The 1,820-nt window shown below is 49.1% G+C and carries 1 protein-coding gene; it reads left to right on the top strand.

Annotated features, from left to right (window positions below; genetic code table 11):
* Window positions 1-144 precede the first annotated feature (144 nt).
* Entirely contained in the window at window positions 145-1,788 is a 1,644-nt protein-coding gene (locus A918_RS0109475) for an ABC transporter substrate-binding protein (protein ID WP_033316019.1), read from the top strand.
* Window positions 1,789-1,820 lie beyond the last annotated feature (32 nt).

Raw genomic sequence — 1,820 nt, 5'->3', positions numbered from 1 at the left:
CCGGGGGGGTTTATTTATCCTCATGACTAATAAAATTATTCAGAATTCGTTTGATCTTTCAGATTGTTGCGTTACGCTCCTGACCGAGCCGGCCAAAAACAAAAACACGGCCGCGTGAATGAGGGGAACTACAGCATGACACTGATGACAACAGTCAAAAAACACAAGCTGAACAAGCTCGCACTGGCACTGGCATTCAGCACAGCTTTAACAGGCTCAGTGCTGATGAGCGCAGCCAATGCAGCCACACCGGCGGATACGCTGGTGATCGCTATGGCGACCGATGATGTGATTTCGCTGGATCCGGCGGAATCCTTTGAAATTACCACCGCAGAAATTCTGGCCAACAGCTATGGCCGCCTGCTGCGCACAGACTATAAAGACCCGTCCAAGCTGGTCGCTGATATTGCCGAGAGCTGGGAAGTTGCCGAAGACGGCAAGACTTTTACCTTTAAAATCCGCAAGGGCCAGAAATTTGCCTCCGGCAATCCGATTACTGCTCATGATGCTGCTTTTTCGCTGCAACGCGCGGTGAAGCTCGATCAGAGTCCTGTTTTCATTCTCAGCCAGTTCGGCCTGACCAAAGACAATGTGGATGAGAAAGTCTTTGCCAAAGATGATGACACGCTGATTTTCACCTCGGAAAAAGCCTTTGCACCAAGCTTTGTTTATAACTGTCTGACTGCCACAGTCGGCTCTGTTGTTGACAGCAAGCTGCTCAAAGAACACGCGAAACCAGTCACTCCGACTGCGGATTCCAAAGCAGATAATGATTTCGGCCATGAATGGCTGAAGCGTAATTATGCAGGTTCCGGCGCTTATGCAATTAAAGACTGGCGTCCGAATGAAATCATTATGATGGAGCGCAATGAGTCTTATGATGGTGAGAAACCGCCGCTCAAGCGCATTATTTATCGCTATGTGAAGGAAAGCGCGTCGCAGCGTATTATGCTGGATGCCGGTGATATCGACATTGCCCGTAATCTCGAACCGGGCGATCTTGAAGCCATCTCCAAAGATGACCGCTTCCACACTGCCAGCGCGCCGAAAGGCACCATCTATTATTTCAGTCTCAACCAGCAGAACGAGACATTGTCCAAGCCGGAAGTTCGTCAGGCTGTAAAATATCTGGTGGATTACAGCGCTATTCAGTCCACCCTGATTAAGGGCATCGGCACGATCCACCAGAATTTCCTGCCCGCCGGTATGCTTGGTTCAACGGACGAAAACCCGTTCAGCCTCAATGTTGAAAAAGCCAAGGAACTGCTGGAAAAAGCCGGTCTGAAAGACGGCTTCACTATTACCATGGATGTACGCAACACACAGCCGGTCACCGGTATTGCAGAATCCATTCAGCAGACTTTTGCCAAAGCCAATATCAAACTGGAAATCATTCCGGGCGACGGCAAACAGACACTTACCAAATATCGCGCACGTAAGCATGATATTTATATCGGCCAGTGGGGCATCGATTACTGGGATCCGCATACCAATGCCGATACATTCGTGACCAATCTGGACAATAGCGACAATGCGGTTTCAAAAACCAGTGCATGGCGCAATTCATGGGAAATCCCTGAACTGACCCAGAAAACGCTGGCCGCTGTCATGGAAAAAGACGCTGACAAACGCGCACAGCAATATCTGGATCTTCAGAAAGAGTTCCGCGACACCAGCCCGTTCACCATGATTTATCAGCTGAATGAAGTGGCGGTTGTGTCCAACAAGGTGAAAGATTTCATCATTTCACCGGATACCAATTATGTGCTGAAAGCCTCAAAAGAATAACCAACAGAAACGGCCGCAGACTTATATCTGCG

The sequence above is a fragment of the Pseudochrobactrum sp. AO18b genome (assembly GCF_000409565.1).
GTDB classification, from domain to species: domain Bacteria; phylum Pseudomonadota; class Alphaproteobacteria; order Rhizobiales; family Rhizobiaceae; genus Pseudochrobactrum; species Pseudochrobactrum saccharolyticum.
This window is presented reverse-complemented; position numbering and strand designations above follow the sequence as displayed.

Coding starts and splice junctions, on each gene's coding strand:
- A918_RS0109475 (WP_033316019.1), top strand. CDS start 145: ATGACAACAGTCAAAAAACACAAGCTGAACAAGCTCGCACTGGCACTG.